Below are 17,438 nucleotides of genomic sequence, written 5' to 3'. Positions count from 1 at the left end.
GTTAACTCGCAATATCCAGCAATGACTTCAGCATTTCATCGACGGCGTTCAAAATCTTCGTCGCCGCCTTGTAGGACTGCTCGATATCGAGCATCAGCGTCAGCTCCTCGTCGAGGTTGACGCCAGTCTCATTTGAATAGGCCTGGTCCGAGCGCGACAGAGCAGCCGACGTGTTCTCAGAGGCATCGCTGGCGCTGCTGCGGTACTGTTCGAGCCAACCGACAGAGTTGGCGGCAAAATCCATGATGCTGACGTTGGAATCGATGCCGGAGCCGGTGTTGAAACCGACTACGCCGGTGCCCGGGTCGAAATCGACCTTCGCGCTCATCGCATTGTAGTATTTGTCGAGCTGCGCCGTGTAACCGCCATTGCCCGTAGGATTCGTATTGAAATAGGGCGGCGTCGTCGGGGCAGGCACCGGATCGTTGATCGAACCGTCACGAAGCTTCATGGGGTCGCCACCTTGTGAGGTGATGACCGCGGAGCTTACCTTGATCGAACCTGCCAAGCCTGAGATGATCGGGCTGGTGGCTGGGTTCGTGGTCGTATCGATCGGCGGCATTCCGCCGACAGCGCCGGTCGAATCCGTCCATGTGAACAAGCCTGGCTTCGTCGAACTGCCGTCGGAGTTGGTCTCCGCGAACATGTTGATGAGGCCCTTGGCGATTTCGTCCAGCTGGTTCTGGAACTTCGGCGCGACGTCATCGCGAATCTGCAGAAGCGCCTGAAGGCTTCCCTGGCCAGAGGTCGTGCCGCCCTGCCCCATGGCGAGAGCCACGCCGTCAATATAGACACCGTTGCCCTTGTCGCTCGCCTGGTAGGTCGGCGTCGGCGTGAATTGAACCGAGCGCGGAACGGTGTCGAAGAGTACGACGCCATCGGCGGTGTAAAGCGCCATGTCGTTGCCGCTGCGCGACACCGGATTGACGCTGACGATGCTGGAGATCTGCTTCAGCAGCTTGTCGCGCTGGTCCAATGCATCCGACGGGTCGGAGTTGGTGTTGACCGCATTCTTGACGGCGTTGTTGGCCGTCTCGAACTGCGAGAGCAACGAGTTCAACGTGTCAACCTGGGTCGCGATCGACTTGTCTGCGGCCGCTCGGGTGTTTTGAACCGATGCCGTCGCATTGTTCAGCGAGTTTGCAAGGTCTTGCGCTGCGCTGATCGCGCCTTGTGCGGCAACGGCGTTGTTCGGGGATGTCTGGAATGCGCCGAGCTTTTGCTGGAAGGCGGCGAGGTATGAGGACGGGGACGTCTCATAATCGTTACCGCCGAGAATGCTCTTGACGTCTTCAAGGCCGTTCAACAGCGTCTGCTGTGCACTGTCCTGCGAGTTGCTTGCAAGGTACTGGCGCAGGAGAGCATCCTCCTGCGCACGGTCAATCTTGACTACCGATGCGCCATCCAGCGACGTGCTGATCATCGCCTGCCGGCGCACATAGTCCTTGTTGCCGGCATTGGCGATATTCCCCGACACGATCGCGCTCTGCGTGCCCGTGTTGTTGAAGATGCTTTGAGCCGTATTAAGTGCTGACGTGAGCGACATGGCTTACCGGTTACCCTAGATTATCGCTTGAGGTTGACGAGGACGTCCATGATGTCCGAACCCGTCTGGAAGACCTTGGAATTGGCGGTGTAGCTGCGCTGAGATTCGATCATCTCGGTCAGCTCACCTGCGAGGTCGACGTTCGAGCCTTCGAGTGCGCCGGCCTGGATAGAGCCGAAACCGTTGGTCTGGGGGTAGCCGGTGACCGTAACGCCCGATCGGCCGTTTGCCTGATAGACGTTGCCGCTGAGAAGCGTCAGCTCGTCCGGGCTGGCAACAGTCGCCAGAGGAATGCGGAAGACCGGCTTCGGATCGCCTTCCTTGTAGTTGGCGTAAACCGTGCCATCCTTGTCGATGGTGACGCCGGTGACTTCACTGGCCGGCTGACCGTTCGGCGAACCCGTGCCGCTGTTGGCGGAAGCCTTCTGCGTGTACTTCGAAAGATCGAGATCGATGCTGAGATCGCTCGTCGTATCTGCAATGGTGACGTTTCCGGTAATCGAACCAGCGTCCGCATCGGCCGGGTCGGTAATCAGATTGCCGCTCTTGTCGAAGACCATCGTGCCGCTGGCAACCGGAGTAGCCGGGGTATACGGGAACGAGCTCGTGCCTGACGTTGCCGCCGCGTCCTTGCGGTAGATCGCCACGTCCCATTCACCGGACGTCGTCGCAGTGGCTGCGGCTGACTTAGTGAAGTAGAAATCGTACTGAACCTTGCCACCAAGCTTGTCGAAGACAACCATCGACGTCTTGTAGGTGTTGGGCGTACCGGCCGCGCTGACGCCCGGGTCGACGTTTGCGCTCGGCAAGTCGGCAGCCGGCACAACGGGCATGTCGGAGTTCAAGTTGCCGGAGAAGGTGGCGCTCGTCGATTCGATCGCGGTCAGGCCGGACTGGTTGACGTTGACGGGAACGAGGCCATCGAAACCGTTGACGACGACTGCCGGCGGGCCTGCCGTGTAGGGATAGCCCATGAGCGTGAAGCCGGCGGCGTTGACCAGGTTGCCGTTCTTGTCCTTGGTGAAATCGCCGGCGCGGGTCAGAACCGAGGTTCCGTCCGGGCTCTGGACGATGAAGAAGCCATCGCCCGAAATGGCGAGGTCGGTGCCCGAGGTCGTGTAGGAGAGATCACCCTGGGAAGTCACGGACTGGCGGACGGACGTCTGAACACCACCGGAGTTGTAGTTGCCGGCCGAGGACGGCAGGACGAGCGACGAAAATGCCGTCGATACCGACTTGTAGCCCGTGGTGTTTGCGTTCGCGATGTTGTCGGCGACGGTGCTCAGGCGGTTTGCCTGGGCATTCATGCCGGACACTGCCGTCTTCATGCTGCCAAAAATGCTCATCTGAAAACCTCGTTTTCCTTGATAGCTTGGAGAGTATTTGGCGGGCCTTGCGTGAAGCTGTCTGGTGGCGAGCGGCCCGTTCGAAATGTTGAACGGGCGCCCGCGCAGCAGGGCCCAGCACTGAAATCAGTTCCAGTCGATGCAGTAGCCAAGGAAGCGCTTCGAATCGACCGGGTCGAAACCGAGCTTCTTGCGCAGCTTCTTGCGCAGCTTGGAGATATGGCTTTCGACGACGTTCTCTTCGACTTCCTCGTCGAAGATGCCGTAGATGGCGTTGAAGATCTGGGTCTTCGTGACGCGGCGTCCACGGTTGGCAATCAAATATTCGAGGATGCGGCGCTCGCGGCGCGGCAGCGCGAAAACTTCGCCGTGAATCTCGGGATCGCGGCCGTCCGAGAAGACGCGGATGGCGCCGATATCGGTGTGGCTTGCAATCGCTTTCAGGCGGCGGCGGATGGCCGCAGCGCGAGCGAGGATTTCACGGGGGTGGACCGGCTTGCGGACCACGTCGTCGACACCGCAATCAAAAAGTGCAAGCGTCGTTTCGAGCGAGGGCTGATCGCTGACTGCGATGACAGGCGCCTGGGAGCGATCGCGGATTGCCCGCGGCAGCTCAAAGGTCTGCTGGCCCTGGCCGATCAGGAATGCTTCAACAGCAGCGATATCCGAGTCCGCCGCCGTCTGCACCCATTCGCCAAATTCGTTTGGATCAAAGCCTGTCGAAGGAATGCCTTCCCGGCCAAATAGAGATGTATATCCATCCTTAACGAGCTCGCGCTCATCAACCACGACGATCATTCGTCCGCCTCCGAATCAGTGTGGCACTTCGATGATCTATGGGTACGAATCGTACGAATCTGGAACAAGGTGTTGGAAGTTAATGGCAGGAATTAATAGTTGCTTAACCTTTGCGTCCCGATTTGCTCTACATATAGTAGGTCACCGGACTTATGCACACAAAAATTTCGTGGAAAAGTTAACACCTGGTAAATTAGGCCTTGCGTGGCCAGATTCTGGCGGATTCCTGCCACATTTCGACACGATTCCGCTTTGTTCTCTTTTTGCCATCTTTGATTGCATCAATTCTGACAGAAGTTACTCGCATTAGGAGTCCACTTGCCGTAGCCGGTGGCGACCAGATTGGCGATCACCCGGCAGACATACTGCTTCTGCGCGGGGTCGTTGTTGGGTCCTGCGTGGTATCTCGCTACCGCCATCGTCCAGGTTTCGTGACGGTCGTGGAGGTTGCGCAGGAACTTCGCCGCATATTCCACATTGGTGTGCGGGTCAAACATCTCCTCGGCGGAGCGGAAGTTCTCGCCATGAAAGTAATGGTTGATCTGCATGCAGCCGATGTCGATCAGTTTCGCGCCGGCGCGGGTCGCCGTATCGAACTGGCGCATGGCATCTGCTTCGGAGGGTGGAAAGACCGCCTTTCCCTCGATATTGAGCGCGAAGGGATACAACGATCCCTTGCGTCCCGTCTCCGTCAAACCGACCGAGTAGAGGATGCCTTCGGGGATGCCGTACTTGGCAGCGGCCGACTGGATTTCCTTCTCGCAGGCACCGTTGGAGGCGGCTGCCTCAGAGGTAAACGCCGCCAGAGCCGCTGCTGCGATCGGAGCCAGAAGCAGCGCCTTCCACGCCGGTCTCAGCTGCGCCATCAAAGCCTCCATTCCCTCGCTGTGCGGTCTGCGACTGGCGCTCACGCGCCTCGCCGCCCTGTCCCTGCTGCAGGGATTGCTGGCCGGACTGGCCCTGTGCGTTCGCCTGTGCGCTGGTATCGGTCTTTTCGACCGGCGCCATGCTAATGGTGACGTTGTCGACCGTGTAACCCTGGCTGCGCAGCGATTCGAGGATCTTGCTGTGATCTTCCTTGAGCTGACGGTAGGCCGCACCCGTCTCGACCTTCAGATCGACGTTGAGGGCATCGCCGGACAGGCGCATCGTCGCCGTGACGAGACCGAGATCAATCGGCGTCATCTGGATCTTCAGCGTATTGACGACCTTGCCGGTGCTCGTCCACTCGGCGGCGTTCGACAGCGCCGAGCCAGGCTGCATGGCCTGCGCCCATTCCTTGTCGCCGCTAATGGCAGCGGTGACCGAAGCGGAGTTCTGCGCGAGGCCGATATAGCGGCGCGATTCGAGCACGGTGACGTTCTCGATATCCGTCTTGGTCTTGGCGCCGGTCTCTCCGGCATTTTCGGTGCCGATATGAATATCCATCGATTCACCGCGGCCATCGGCGCGGCTCAAACGGAAGATCTTGCCATCGGCAGCCTCGGAGCCCTCAGCGCCAGGCACGGGCACCTCGGCAGCCTTCGGGCCGCTGATCGCCGCCAGCGCGTCCGTCGCATGCGTTTCCGCCTTGCCGGTTGCCTCGACCTTATCTTCCTTCTTGTCCTTGCCAGGCGCGGTGTCGTCCTTCGCCTTCACGGCGGTGCCCTGCATGACCGTGGTGATCACGGCAGGCTGCTGCGGGACGTCTTTCTTCAGGAGATCAAGCGCATCGCTTGCGGCATCCTCGGTCTCGCCCTTGGAAGACTTCTTGGTTTCTTCGCCCTTTGCCGGCTTGGCGCCCTTGGCCGCCTGCGGCAGGGTGTCTTCGTCGAGCTTGTCGGACTTGTCCTTGGTATTCTTTTCCTTCGGCAGCGCAGCGGCTTCCTGCAACTGCTCCTTCAGCGTCTTGCCGACCGAGACCGTCTCCGGCTTGGTTTCGGCCTGCGGCTTTAGCGAGGTGTCGCTGAGGTCGATGATCGGCTTCGGATGCTGGCGCGACCGGGCGATGACGTTGGCATCGGCCTGTGCGTCAGCGGGCTGCGAACCGTCAGCGGCCTGCGCGTCGTTCGCGCCCTGGCCGTTATCGCCGGCTTTCTGCAGGACGTCCGAAAAGCCGCCCTTGCCGCCATCATCGTCCTTGCCGACAGGGCGATTGGATTTCGCTGACGGCGCCTCAACCGGTGCCGTTCCCCCCGAAACGCTGATATCCATGATCTCAATTGCCCTCTTCGCCCAGCAACTTGTCGATATCGTCAAGCTTGGACCGGTTCGCAGCCATAAAGGATTTGTAGGCAGGATCAGCATTCTGCTGGTCCTGGCTGCTGTCTGCCGGGAGCGCCGGTGCCGCTCCGTCGTCAACCGGTTCCGATGGGGGAGCGGTGGGCGATTGCGATTCGGCGTCCGTAGTAACAGCGGCCTGTTCTGAAGTATTCTCTTCATTAGAAGAAGTAGAATCGCTTGCTTGCGTCAAGCTTGCAGGGTCAGGCGCTTTCAATACTTGTTCTGCCACGGAGCGGGCAGCGGCCCGCAGCGCCTTGTCGCGATCCGAGAGATCGCCATCGGCGACCTTGCCGATATGCTGGGCCGCCGAATCGACGTCCGGCGTCGAGACCGAGGCCATATTGCCATAGAAGCTCGCCAGCGCGCCGAGCGGATCGGTTTCGCCGCCCGACAGGGCCTGGGCGTGTTCGGCAGCAGTCTTGGAGAGCTCGACCTTGCCGGCAATGCCTGCAGCGCGCGCGATGCGCAGATAGACTTCGCGCTGACGCGCATCATCCATGAAACTCAGGATGCTGACGACGTCCTCGGTCTTCACGTCATGCTCATGATCGACGATCAGCTTGACGAAGAGATCGGCGAACTGGCTGGCATAGGGGGAGTGCAGGAAGCGGCGGACATAGCGCTGCGAATAGGCCATGCCCTTGTCGACAAGCCCGGCCTCGACGCTGATCGCCACGGAGCGGCGCAACGCCGCCTCCTCAACGATAGTACCGGGCGCCGATAGGCGCGCCTGATCGTAGAGCTTCAGCGCCTCGAGCGGACTGCGGGCAACCATGACGTTGCCGCCGACCAGCGAGAGATAGGGGCCGATCTTCTTGTCGCGATATTCGTTTGCAGTCTCGACCAGCGTCTTGGCGACGAGCAGGCCCTTGCCGCTCAGATACTTGCGCAGCACATCGGTGACGCGATTGTCGAAATAGCCGTTGACGTCGCGTGAGACGAGATATTCGAGCGTGGCGGGGTTACCGCCGCTCATCGCATAGACAAGCGCCGCATCGACGTTGCGATCGTCATCAAAGACGGCGGGATCGACGGTGCGTAGGCGCTGATCGATCGTGCCCAGCATGAAGCGCTGCATTTCCGCGGCGGAGTGATCGCCTGAGACAACGGAATCCTGCACGAACTGCAGCGAGCGCAGCATCTTGTAAGGCGCCAGATCTTCCTGCTCGTCGGCGCGCGCGGCCGCAGGCGCTGCAAGCGCCAGCCCGAGTGCGATCGACAGAAGACGATGGTGCTTGCGGCGCGCCATGGCTTACCCCTGATCCCCCTGGACGAGGATTTCGATACGGCGGTTTGCGGCATTGAGCGGATCATCGGGCAGCTTCAGCTTGCGATCGGCAAAGCCGGAGACCTGCGAGACACGCCCCTCTCCGAGACCGCCGCGAACCAGCATGTAATAGGCAGCCTGGGCGCGGTCCATGGACAGGCGCCAGTTCTCGTTATCGGCGCCCTTGTACTGACGCGCGTCGGTATGGCCGCGGATGACGACGGCACCCTGGCGGGCCTTCAGTACTTCGCCGATCTTCTCCATCGCCAGAACCATTTCCTTGCGGGGAACGGCCGAGCCGACATTGAACATGGAGTCGTTCGCCTGGTCCGACAGGCTGACCAGCAGCCCGCCTTCCGCCGGAACGACGGTGAGACCCTCGGCAAGCTTGCCGGCGACGCCGGTGATCTGCTTGGCGATCTCCTGCTTCAGTTCGTCGGCCTTCTTCTCTTCCTCGGCCTGCTTGACCGGATCGGACTTTTCTTCATCGGTCTTTGCGGCATCGTCAGGCTTCTGATCATCAGCCTTGCCGTCTGCAGCCTTGTCGGCCGGCTTTGCATGCTGGTCGGCGGGCTTGGCGTCCGCGGTGTCGGTGTCCGGCTTCTCGGCTTCGAGCTTTGCCAGCTCGGTCGCGTCAGGCTGCTCCTTGGCGTCCTTGGTCGCCGGCGTCTTGCCGGGATTGTCGGCGCGCGTCACCTCGACCTGCTTCGTCCAGAAATCCGGATCGAAGGGATCGCGATAGGCTTGACCGCCGTCGGCGCCGGTCGCGGGGCCGGAATCGGCTGCACCGCCCTCGCCCTTGGCACTGACATTGGCCTGCTGCCCGACTTCCTGGGCGATCTCAGCCAGAACGGAGTATGGGTTCTCGAAGAAGTCGGCTTCGGAATAGTTGGTCTGGTCGCCAGAGGTCGATGTCTGGTCGTCGCCGCTTGCAGCCGATGCGCCCTGCGTCTGCTGCTCTTCCTTCTGCTTGGACTTGTCCTTAGTCTCCTCGCCGTCAGCCGTATCGACAGGCTTCTTCAGGCCCTTTTCGGTCGGCTTTTCATCGGCGAGCTTGATCGGATTGAAGTAGGTCGCGACCGAGGCCTTGGTTTCCTCGTTGGCGGCGTTGACCAGCCACATGACGAGAAAGAAGGCCATCAGTGCCGTCATGAAGTCGGCATAGGCAATCTTCCAGGCACCACCATGGGCGCCATCGTGGTCGCCACCGCCATGTTTCTTGACGATGATGACTTCGTTCTTGCCGTGGTGGTGATTTTCGCTCTCACTCATTCCAGAACTTTCTTCAGGCTGGCCGACCAGGCCGAGATGCGCGTCACGAGAACGGAACCATCAACCTCAACTGCAAGATCCACATCATCCGTTTCGAGATGACGCAGCAGACCGGGGCTTTTCGCCGAGTGCCTTCTCCAGCAGGGCAAAGAGTTTCGCCGGTCCCTTGACGACGACAGGGCCGGCAGCGCCATCCAGGATCGCCTCGCGCAACAGGGCGGCGAGACTTTTGACGGCATCCTCGGCGACTGCCTCGGTCACGACAGGCGCAACGGCCTTGACGGCTGCGGCGCTGACGAGATCGGCAACATCGAATGCGATATTGGAAAGACGCGCGGCAATCAGCGCCGCCAGCTCTTCCTCATACTTGGCCTTCAGCTCCTCGAATTCACGCTGGTGAATGAGTTCGAGGGTCTGCATTTCGACGGCATGCTTTTCGCTGAGCTCCGCCGTCGCGGCCGCATGGCCCTCGGCATAGGCGCCGCGCTTCTCGGCTTCCAGATCGACCACCGGCTCTTCGGCGATATCGGCGAAGCCGCCAAAGGTGTCGTCGGCAAACTCCATCGGCTCCGGAGCCGGGGCGACGGGCTTGATGTCACTGAAATCCTTGAGATAGCGGGAAAGCATCGCGCTCATCGTGTCGACCCGTTATCTGCGAAAAGATGCGGCATGCCTGCGCCCCGTTCAAACCAACTCCGACGGCCGCCCAAAACCTGATGCGCCATCCTTGCCTGAAACCTAGAAAGCCAAACTTGCGCGAGGATGAATGGCGGGCGCAAACGCCCGCCATCTGGACGGGAATGCTACTCGAGAAGGATCAGGATGTTGCCGGCCGACGTGTTGAGGATGTTCATCGCTTCGGTGGCAACGTTGAGCTGCGTTCCGATCGCCGTCTGGCGCGTGGAGGCTTCGTCCATGTCGGTGTCGATGAGCGCGCCAACCGTGGTGTCCAGCGAATCCATCATCTTGCTGATGTAATCGGAGCGGGCGTCGATCTGGTTCTGCATGATGCCGAGACCGGATGCCGTCGTGTTCAGGCTCGAGAGGATCTTCTCGACCGCGGACTGCATGTCGGCAAGGTCCTGGCTCGATGTGCTGTCCGAAAGCGCAATCTCGGTGCCGGCGGCCGGCGTGCTGGAATTGGCGTTGAGCAGGTAAAACTGGCTACCGGTGCCGTTGCCGGGATCGATCGCCTTCGTCAGCAGGCCCTTCGACGCGTCGCGGGAATCGATCATCACCAGGTTCGACGAGGGAATGCTGATGTTCTCGGGGTAGAACTGGCCGTTCGGACCGCGCGTATAGCCACCGATCACCGAGCGGGTGTCGGGCATGGCGGAGCTGTTGTTGTAGAGCCAGTTTTCGCCGGAGAAGCTGGTGCCGGTGACGGCGGACTGGAGCTGGCCCTTCAGCTGCTGAAGCGTGGTGTTCAGCTTGTCGCGATCGTTTGCTGGGTCGGCAGCCGAGACGAGCGTCGACTTGATGTTGGTGACGAGGTCGATCAGCGAGTTCATCGACGTGTAGGTCGTATCGACCTTGGCGGCGCCGAGGCCGAGAGCGTCGTCGATGGTCTTCAGCGAATTGCCGTCGGTGCGCAGCGTCTGGGCGTAGGACCAGTAGGTGGCGTCATCGGCCGCGGACTGGATGCGCAGCTCGGACGAGATCTGCTGCTGGATCTTGTCGTTATCCTTGCCGAGGCCGCGCATAACGTTCAGTGCGGTCAGCGCAGCAGGGTCCTGAATGGAATAAGCCATCTGTCGATCTCTTGTATGAATGGAAAGGGACAGACCGGAAACCGGTAGCGACAGATTATGGCCTCATGCCCCCGGCAATCGGCCGGTGCGTCGCTGTAAAACAAATCAACTCGCCGGTGAAATTAACCCGAACTTAAGCATGCTTTCAAGGCTTGGAGCGGTCCGGCGGGCGGAAACTTCACGATCTCTGTAACAAATTGTTTTCAAATGAGAAATCGCGCCTTTTGAGCGCGATTTCGAGATCTTTTCTGCCGGTTGAAAATCGCGACGCAAGATTCGATCCAGCTTCAATTTTCCGGCTTAGCGCTGGAAGAGCGTGAGAACGTTCTGTGCGCTCGAATTTGCGATCGACAGCGACTGGATGGCGAGCTGCTGCTGTGTCTGCAACGCCGTCAGTTTGGACGATTCCTCTTCCATGTTCGCGTCAACGAGACGGCCGACACCGGAGTCGATCGAGTCGCTCAATGACGAGACGAAATTCTCCTGCAGCTGAATTCGCGTCGAGATCGAGCCGAGCTGCGAGGCAGCCTTGGTCATCGATTCCAGACCCTGCTCGACGACGTTCAATGCGAGTGTGATATCGCCGTCCGACATGTTGGAGATGTCGAGCGAGAAGATCGAGCCGACGGTGCCGTTGGTCGAGCCGATGATGCCGGTGGAGGTATCGATCGCGCCATTGCTGGTGCCGAACAGGACATTGCCGTTGGAGGCCGAATTGAGGACGTATTCGGTGGTCGTAACCGAGGTTTCGCCGTTGCCGTCGCGGACGAAGGAGGAGACGACGCTCTTCGTTTCGTTGCCTGCGACCCAGTTTTCGCCGGAGAAGGATGCCGATTGGGCGATGCTCAGGAGCTGCGACTGCAGCTGCTTCACTTCTTCCTGGATCTTGGTGCGATCGACGCCCTTTTCGGTTGCGGCGACGATCTTGGCCTTGATTTCGGTGACGACGTCGATGGCGTTGTCCATCGCAGAATAGGCGGTGTCTACCTTTGCGGCGCCAAGACCCAGTGCGTCAGAGACTGCGGACAGGGCCTTGTTGTCGGAGCGCATGGTGGTCGCAATCGACCAGTAGGCTGCGTTATCTGCAGCCTTGGAGACACGGTAACCCGAGGAAACATGGTTCTGTGTCGTTTCAAGATTATTATTAATGCTACGAAGTGTCTGAAGTGCAGCCATGGCTGCGACGTTCGTCAAAATGCTCGTCATGAAAAATGTGCCCCTTATTGGCAAAACGTCGAGAAGGGACATTCCGGCCTACCGGGAACGGGAAGCAGCGCTCATGCCTGTTAACCTGCGATTAATCTCGGTTAACTCACCGTTACGTTGAGCGCAGAAGACGGCAAAATGGTTAACAAATCGTTAACGCCAACGACAAAAAGCCGCACCTGTTAAGGCGCGGCTTCTTTTCAGTGCCCGCCGGACTAAGCCGGCGGGTATGTTTTCTGGACTTATTAGCCGCGGAAGAGCGACAGGATGTTCTGCGAAGAGGAGTTGGCGATCGAGAGCGACTGGATCGCGAGCTGCTGCTGCGTCTGCAGAGCGGTCAGCTTGGAGGACTCTTCTTCCATGTCGGCGTCAACGAGGCGGCCAACACCCGAGTCGATTGCGTCGCTGAGCGACGAAACGAAGTTGGACTGCATGTCGATGCGCGAGGAGATCGAACCGAACTTCGAACCGAGCGAAGTCATGTCCTTCAGAGCGGTTTCAACGTCGGTCAGCAGGTTGTCGATGTCGCCCTTGGTCGTGGAAGCGCCGATCGTGAACGAGGTGATCGAGAAGCCCGACGAAGCGCCGGTCGTGCCGAGAATACCACCCGTACCAGCCGTTGCGTCGGTGTAAAGCAGGTCGGTTTCGGCAGCCGTGTACTCGGTCGTAGTGACCGAAACGCCGCCGGAGCTGCTGCGGACGAAGGACGAGACAACGCTCATCGTTTCGCCGGCGCTGTTGGCAACCCAGTTTTCGCCGTTGAACGAAGCGGAAGAAGAGATGCTCTTCAGCTGAGCCTGGAGCTGGGTGATTTCGTCCTGAACCTTGGACTTGTCAACGCCGTCTTCAGTTGCAGCAACCAGCTTCGACTTGATTTCGGAAACGACGTCGATCGAGCTTTCAACGGCGGTGTAAGCCGTGTCGACCTTGGCAGCGCCCATGCCGAGAGCGTCAGAAACAGCGCCGAGGGCCTTGTTGTCCGACTTCATCGTCGTGGCAATCGACCAGTAAGCTGCGTTGTCGGCAGCCTTGCCAACGCGCAGGCCCGACGAAACGTGGTTCTGGGTGTCGGACAGGTTCTGGTTGACGTTGCGCAGCGTCTGCAGTGCGGACATTGCGGAATTGTTGGTAAGAATGCTGGTCATTTTAAATGTGCCCCTAATTGGCTACGTGATGAAGGGCATTCCGGTCTCACCGGGAACGGCGCTCAGCGTCATGCCTGCCGATCGTCTGTTGATCGACCGCCGTTTCGATGTCCCTAGGAAACAGCATCATAGTTAAAACAACCTAAACACGACCCAAAAAAAATCGTTAAAAATCGGTAACTTACGCTATTTTAGCATTAAGGACTTGTTAACGAAAAATGGCCGGTGAAACACCGGCCATTTCCATTTTTGCGATGTGCTGTTCCGGTCTTAGCGGAAGAGCGACAGGATGTTCTGCGAAGAGGAGTTAGCGATCGAGAGCGACTGGATCGCGAGCTGCTGCTGCGTCTGCAGCGCGGTCAGCTTGGAGGACTCTTCTTCCATGTCCGCGTCAACGAGGCGGCCAACACCCGATTCGATCGAGTCGCTGAGCGACGAGACGAAGTTCGACTGCATGTCGATGCGCGAGGAGATCGAGCCGAACTTGGAGCCGAGCGAGGTCATGCTCTTCAGTGCGGTTTCAACGTCCGAAAGCAGGTTGTCGATGCCGCCCTTGGTCGTGGAGGAGTCGATCGTGAACTCGGTGATCGACTTGCCCGACGAAGCGCCAGCCGTGCCGAGGATACCGCCGGTGCCGGCAGTTGCGTCGGTGTAGAGCAGGTCGGTATCGGCAGCCGTGTATTCCGAAGTCGTGACCGAAACGGCACCCGAGCTGCTGCGGACGAAGGACGAGACAACGCTCATCGTTTCGCCGGCGGTGTTGGCAACCCAGTTTTCGCCGTTGAACGAAGCGGAAGAAGCAATGCTCTTCAGCTGAGCCTGGAGCTGGGTGATTTCGTCCTGAACCTTGGACTTGTCAACGCCGTCTTCAGTTGCAGCAACCAGCTTCGACTTGATTTCGGAAACGACGTCGATCGAGCTTTCAACGGCGGTGTAAGCCGTGTCGACCTTGGCAGCGCCCATGCCGAGAGCGTCAGAAACAGCGCCGAGGGCCTTGTTGTCCGACTTCATCGTCGTGGCGATAGACCAGTAAGCAGCGTTGTCGGAAGCCTTGCCAACGCGCAGGCCCGACGAAACGTGGCTCTGCGTGGAGGAGAGGTTCTGGTTGACGTTACGCAGCGTCTGGAGAGCTGCCATTGCGGAAGTGTTGGTGTTAATGCTTGTCATAATCTGTCCCCTAGAAAACTAGATACAAAAAGGAGGACATTACCGGACTGCTATTACCGGCGATGACGGACCTGCTTCATGCAACTCGGCGCCTTCTTTTTTGGCCCCAAACCCGTCATGTCCAGGGCAATCTCGCAGCCAATACTTGCCAACTTCTTAAAAGTGGCAGGGGGCGCCAAACCCCCGCAGTCTATAGTTAAACAATCCGGAACAGGGGGTCGGAGACAGTTAAATTCCGCCCGTTCCAAAGCAATACACCGGCTTCGTGCAAGCTTCGGATGCAAATGTGCCATGGCCAGAAACAGCACAGCTCGCCTCGTCCAGACGCGGCGGCTCGCTGCGTGCGGCAGCATCGATGTTTTGATCAGCGCATTTCCTAACGGAGTTCGGTTTTGAACAGCAAAGTCTCGTTTTCGGTGGCGTCCCGAGAATTTCAGGCAGGCCGCTATACGCAGTCCCTCGCAACACTGAACCAGCTGATTGACACCCAGAAGGATGCGAAGACCTACGCCCTGCTCGCAAAGAACCTGCTGCAGCTCGGCTTCAAGTCCGACGCGGCGAAGTCCTACGGGCTTGCGGCCAAGGCCGGCGGTGCGAACGCCTACGAATATTACAAGCTTGCCGCGCGCCTGCACTACGATTGCGGCGAACACGATGAAGCGCTGGTCATCTGCATGCGCAACTTCGAGAAGGCGCAGAAGGATCCCGACCTGGCATTCATCCTGGTCTCGGTCTTCTATGCGCGCCAGCAGCGCGATCTGATCCAGCCGCTGAAGAACGTGCTGTCCAAGAGCAGCAACCGCGAACATCTCCAGGCCGCCGCGACGCTGGTCTCCAACGATCTCAGCGACCCGTCCAACGAGCAGCTCGCCCGCAACATCTTCAAGCGCTTCCCGAAGGATTTCTCGGCGCGCTTCCTGTATCTGATCTTCCTGCGCGAATTCAACGACTACGAGGAAAGCCTCAGGCACCAGAAGGTCGTCGACGACGCGGTCCTCGACGGCCGGCCGGAAGTGCTGCGCAAGGACCATCCTTTCTATCACCTGCACTGGTGCGGCAACGAAGATCTCAACCGCCTGCCGATGGTCGGCGTGCCGAAGCTCGATCCCGACAAGGTCGCGGCGCGCCGGGCGCAGCCGCATGCATGGTCGGACAAGATCCGCATCGGCTACATGTCCGCCGACTTCTGGGACAACCACGCAACCATGAAGCTGATGCAGCGGGTTCTCGAACTCCACGATCGCGACAAGTTCGAGATCGTGCTGTTCGACCACAGCGGCCCCTATGCCCTGTTGAACAACAAGACCGACCGCAGCAAGTGGGGCACGATCGTCGACATCCACGGTGTTTCCGACCAGGAAGTGCTGCGCCTGGTGCGCGAGCACAATATCGACATCATGGTCGACCTGAAGGGTCATACCGCAGATAGCCGCGCCAACAGCTTCAACATCCCGCTGGCGCCCGTGCACGTCGCATGGCTCGGCTTCCCGGGCAGCACGCTGGGGATCGACCTCGACTACGTCATCGGCGACCAGTTCGTCCTGCCTGACGTCGCCAAGCCGTTCTACCACGAGAAGTTCTGCCGCATGCCGGAGAGCTACCAGCCGAACGACCCGTCGAACCGTCCGCAGCCGAAGCCGGTGACGCGCGAGCAGTACGGCCTGGCAGACGATGCCTTCGTATTCGCTTCCTTCAACGGTAACCGCAAGATCACGCCGGAAGCCATTGCGAGCTGGACGCGAATCCTGAAGCGGGCGCCGAACAGCGTGCTGTGGCTGATGAGCAATTCTCCGCGCAACGAGGAGAACCTGCGCAAGGCGTTCCGGGCATCCGGTATCGCGGCGAACAGGATCATCTTCTGCGCTCGTACCGGCTACCAGGAGCATATCGACCGTATTCAGGCCGCCGATCTCGGTATCGACACCTTCCCGGTCAACGGCCACACGACCACATCGGAACAGCTGTGGGGCGGTCTGCCGGTTCTGACGATGAAAGGCACCAACTTCGCCTCGCGCGTCAGCGAGAGCCTGCTGAACGCCATCGGCCTGCCGGAGCTGGTCGGCAAGAATCTGCAGGATTACGAGGATATGGCTGTCGAGCTCGCCAACAATCGCGAGAAGGTCACGGCCTACAAGGCGCATCTCGCCGAGCAGCGCTATATCGCCCCGCTCTTCGACGCCGAGCGCTTCTGCAAGCATCTCGAGCAGGCCTTCGTGACGATGGCCGACCGCGCCAAGCGCGGCGAGGCTCCCGACCACTTCGACGTCCCTGCCCTGCCGGCCCGCACGCAGCCGTTCTGGACCGCATAAGGTTCGAGAGACCGACAAACACAAAACCCGCCGGAGAGATCCAGGCGGGTTTTTTGTTGTCTGCTGTGGCGGCCGAAGACCCGGACCGAGGAAGACTGCCGTGGTTTAGCTGAAGGAGCGAACCAGGCTGCCGACCAAGAGGTTCCAGCCGTCGATGAGCACGAAGAAGAGGATCTTGAAGGGCAGCGAGATCGACGTCGGCGGCAGCATCATCATACCCATGGCCATGGTGATGGTGGCGACGATCAGGTCGATGACGAGGAACGGCAGAACCACAAGGAAGCCGATTTCGAAGCCGCGGCGGATTTCCGAGATCATGAAGGCCGGGATCAGCACACGGTAATCGATCTGGGCGCCGGTCTGGACGTTCTGGCCACGCTCACGCGCCAGATCGACGAAAAGCGCCAGATCCTTGTCGCGGGTATTGGCGGCCATGAAGGTGCGGAACGGCTCGGCGATGCGCTGGATGGCCTCCTGCTCCTGGATCTGGTTGGAAAGCAGCGGCTGCACCCCATCCTGCCAGGCTTTGTCGAAGGTCGGCGTCATGACGTAGAAGGTCATGAACAGCGACAGCGACAAGAGGATCATATTGGATGGCGTAGAGGAGAGGCCGAGGCCGGTGCGCAGGATCGAGAAGGCGATGATGAAGCGCGGAAAGCTCGTCACCATGATCAGGATGCCCGGCGCGACCGAAAGAACGGTCAGAAGGCCGAATGTACGGATGATCCAGGCCGCGACCGAACCATCGACAGGGATATTCAACAGATTTGTCGGCAGCTGCTGAGCCACCGCCAATTCCGGTACCGCCATCATGGCGGCCAAGAAAATTATGAATCGAATCATTCGACGACAAAGGTCCTGAACATGACCTTGGATACGCGCCCCTGAGAGCGCAGGTCAACACGTTCCTGGATGTCATCCCGTAGATATTGGAAGCCGCGCGGACCTTCGATCTGCTGCAGCGAAACAGTGCGGATGTAAGCCATTATATCCTGATGGATATCCTCCGCGACCTTCACGTCGGGGGGGCCATTGAAGAGAAGTGCGACCTCTAGCCTCACCCAGTTTTCGGAGGGGTAAGCGAGGTTCGAGGTGATCGGCTCGAGCTGGACGACGTTGTTGGCCTCGGTCGAGATATGCGGAAGGCCGGTTTCGCCTTCCTTCTTCTCGCCACCGGCCGCCTTCGGGTCGGCCGGCTTTTCGGCCTGCTCGGCGCTCTTGACGTTCGGGGCGAGCATCGAGCCGACAGCCCAGCCACCGCCGGCGCCGAGAAGGGTCAATACCGCGACGCCGACGATCGTCATCATCGCTCCGGATTTCTTCTTCGGTTTGGCTTCGCCTGTTTCTTCGTCTGCCATGGTTTCCTGGC

At 59.8% G+C, this 17,438-nt stretch carries 14 protein-coding genes and 1 pseudogene; 1 reads left to right on the top strand and 14 read right to left on the bottom strand.

Annotated features, from left to right (window positions below; translation table 11 throughout):
* Position 1: 1 nt before the first annotated feature.
* From flgK to ABIE40_RS03025, 12 genes and pseudogenes are all read right to left on the bottom strand, one after another.
* Positions 2-1,546, bottom strand: coding sequence for a flagellar hook-associated protein FlgK (flgK, locus tag ABIE40_RS03080; protein WP_199626189.1), 1,545 nt, complete (start codon positions 1,544-1,546; stop codon positions 2-4).
* 20 nt (positions 1,547-1,566) lie between these two features.
* Complete coding sequence (locus tag ABIE40_RS03075) at positions 1,567-2,892, bottom strand: flagellar hook protein FlgE (RefSeq protein ID WP_199626188.1); 1,326 nt, start codon at positions 2,890-2,892, stop codon at positions 1,567-1,569.
* Positions 2,893-3,018: 126 nt separating this feature from the next.
* Positions 3,019-3,690: a transcriptional activator Rem gene (rem, locus tag ABIE40_RS03070; protein WP_112713268.1), complete on the bottom strand. Its 672-nt coding sequence runs from the start codon at positions 3,688-3,690 to the stop codon at positions 3,019-3,021.
* Between the two features lie 281 nt (positions 3,691-3,971).
* A complete protein-coding gene (locus ABIE40_RS03065) occupies positions 3,972-4,556 on the bottom strand; it encodes a transglycosylase SLT domain-containing protein (protein WP_112713270.1) in 585 nt (194 codons plus the stop codon).
* The gene (gene fliK, locus ABIE40_RS03060; RefSeq protein WP_199626779.1) at positions 4,477-5,886 is read right to left on the bottom strand and encodes a flagellar hook-length control protein FliK; all 1,410 of its coding nucleotides are present in this window, start codon (positions 5,884-5,886) and stop codon (positions 4,477-4,479) included. The genes ABIE40_RS03065 and fliK overlap by 80 nt, the downstream gene beginning before the upstream one ends.
* 1 nt (position 5,887) lies before the next feature.
* A complete protein-coding gene (gene motC, locus ABIE40_RS03055) occupies positions 5,888-7,201 on the bottom strand; it encodes a chemotaxis protein MotC (RefSeq protein ID WP_112713272.1) in 1,314 nt (437 codons plus the stop codon).
* Positions 7,202-7,204: 3 nt separating this feature from the next.
* Positions 7,205-8,491, bottom strand: a complete 1,287-nt coding sequence (locus ABIE40_RS03050) for a MotB family protein (RefSeq protein ID WP_199626187.1) — start codon at positions 8,489-8,491, stop codon at positions 7,205-7,207.
* Positions 8,488-9,127, bottom strand: a pseudogene (locus ABIE40_RS03045) (hypothetical protein). The gene ABIE40_RS03050 and the pseudogene ABIE40_RS03045 overlap by 4 nt, the downstream one beginning before the upstream one ends.
* A 167-nt stretch (positions 9,128-9,294) precedes the next feature.
* Positions 9,295-10,242: a flagellin N-terminal helical domain-containing protein gene (locus tag ABIE40_RS03040; RefSeq protein WP_199626186.1), complete on the bottom strand. Its 948-nt coding sequence runs from the start codon at positions 10,240-10,242 to the stop codon at positions 9,295-9,297.
* Positions 10,243-10,542: 300 nt separating this feature from the next.
* Complete coding sequence (locus tag ABIE40_RS03035; protein ID WP_112713280.1) at positions 10,543-11,448, bottom strand: flagellin N-terminal helical domain-containing protein; 906 nt, start codon at positions 11,446-11,448, stop codon at positions 10,543-10,545.
* A gap of 245 nt (positions 11,449-11,693) precedes the next feature.
* On the bottom strand, positions 11,694-12,593 hold the full coding sequence (locus ABIE40_RS03030; protein ID WP_112713282.1) for a flagellin N-terminal helical domain-containing protein: 900 nt from the start codon (positions 12,591-12,593) through the stop codon (positions 11,694-11,696).
* Between the two features lie 270 nt (positions 12,594-12,863).
* Positions 12,864-13,760, bottom strand: a complete 897-nt coding sequence (locus ABIE40_RS03025) for a flagellin N-terminal helical domain-containing protein (RefSeq protein ID WP_112713284.1) — start codon at positions 13,758-13,760, stop codon at positions 12,864-12,866.
* A gap of 392 nt (positions 13,761-14,152) precedes the next feature.
* On the opposite strand from ABIE40_RS03025, the gene ABIE40_RS03020 reads away from it, so the two are divergent.
* Positions 14,153-16,069 (top strand): O-linked N-acetylglucosamine transferase, SPINDLY family protein, encoded by a 1,917-nt coding sequence (locus ABIE40_RS03020; RefSeq protein WP_199626185.1) that lies wholly within the window; start codon positions 14,153-14,155, stop codon positions 16,067-16,069.
* Positions 16,070-16,174: 105 nt separating this feature from the next.
* Here ABIE40_RS03020 and fliP read toward each other — a convergent pair whose 3' ends face one another.
* Together fliP and ABIE40_RS03010 are read right to left on the bottom strand one after the other, a co-directional pair.
* Positions 16,175-16,912: a flagellar type III secretion system pore protein FliP gene (gene fliP, locus ABIE40_RS03015; RefSeq protein WP_112713288.1), complete on the bottom strand. Its 738-nt coding sequence runs from the start codon at positions 16,910-16,912 to the stop codon at positions 16,175-16,177.
* Positions 16,909-17,427, bottom strand: a complete 519-nt coding sequence (locus ABIE40_RS03010) for a flagellar basal body-associated FliL family protein (RefSeq protein WP_112713290.1) — start codon at positions 17,425-17,427, stop codon at positions 16,909-16,911. Before ABIE40_RS03010 ends, fliP begins: the two co-directional genes overlap by 4 nt.
* Between the last annotated feature and the right edge of the window lie 11 nt (positions 17,428-17,438).

Source organism: Rhizobium sp. OAE497 (assembly GCF_040546565.1).
GTDB lineage: Bacteria > Pseudomonadota > Alphaproteobacteria > Rhizobiales > Rhizobiaceae > Rhizobium.
Note: the sequence above shows the minus strand (reverse complement) of the source record. Positions and strands in the feature narration are given on the sequence as shown.